Raw genomic sequence first — 1,083 nt, 5'->3', positions numbered from 1 at the left:
CTTCTGCAAAACCGACTCGGTACCCTTTATCTAATATATCCCAAGTTAAAACAATATCTTCTCCAACCACATGTTTCCATCCACCTATGTCTTTCAAAACTTCTTTTTTATAAATAGAAAAGGCACCTTGTGCAACAAGAGTTCCCTGAAATAATGATTGAAGTCTTTTTATAGAGGCGATTCCATGAAAATAATCCCATTCCTGCATTTTTGTAATAAGATTTTTACGTGAGTTTCGAACAAGAACAGCCCCAGCAACAGAAGCAGTGTTATCAGGGTCATTAAGCAATCTTAAAACAAGATGAGATAAGGCATCATGATATAGGTAAGAATCTGCATCCAACGAGACAACAAGATCATGTTTTGAAACATCAAGAGCAGTGTTAAGAGCGTAAGACTTTCCAGAATTTTTATCGAGATGAATAACTTCCAGCCAGTCATAGCCTGCAATATCAAGGATTTTTTTAGTGTTGTCATTCGAACCATCATTAACGACAATAACTTGAATTTCTCCCGGATAATCCTGTTTGTCAATGGATTGGAGAGTTGTCATAATGGATTCTTCTTCATTATAAGCAGCTATAATGACAGAAACAGGAGGTGCGTCATTTTCAAATTGTAATTTTTTTTTTGTAGGCAGGACGTTTATCGAGTAAAAGACTGGAAACCAGAAAAGCATTCATGAATCCGGGAATAATGGCTATTCCAAAAATAATAACGTAAGCCAATGTTTCTGGTATATCCAAAGATAAACTTTCAATCCAAGGTTTGGCAACAAAATAAGAAAAAGAAGCCCATAAGATAGCAAAGAAAACACACAGAAAAAATTTTATCCTGACGCAGACGTACATGGTGAGCCTCCATAAAAAGGTGTATAAAAAATACCCCTTCCTTAATATGTATATGAATATACCATATTTTCATTTTTTTTAAAGGCCTTGAAAGAAAAAAAACCGCTCATAATGAGCGGCTATCTGTTTCTATCGACCTTGAAGCATTTGCTGGCGTTTTCCAATTTCGCCTGCTGGCATTCGCCATTTAAGGTTGTTGCCCAAAAATGCATTAAGAGATTCTGACATGTTT

At 35.7% G+C, this 1,083-nt stretch carries 1 protein-coding gene; it reads right to left on the bottom strand.

Annotated elements, in window-relative coordinates; translation table 11 throughout:
• Window positions 1-679: glycosyltransferase family 2 protein (locus tag DWA30_RS02840; RefSeq protein ID WP_136073144.1), on the bottom strand; the 679-nt coding region annotated here is incomplete at its 3' end.
• Window positions 680-1,083 lie beyond the last annotated feature (404 nt).

Origin of the sequence: Candidatus Ulvibacter alkanivorans, assembly GCF_003333325.1 — a bacterium.
GTDB lineage: Bacteria > Bacteroidota > Bacteroidia > Flavobacteriales > Flavobacteriaceae > Ulvibacter_A > Ulvibacter_A alkanivorans.
The sequence above is the reverse complement of the archived record's forward strand: the minus strand, read 5'-3'. Positions and strand labels throughout refer to the sequence as shown.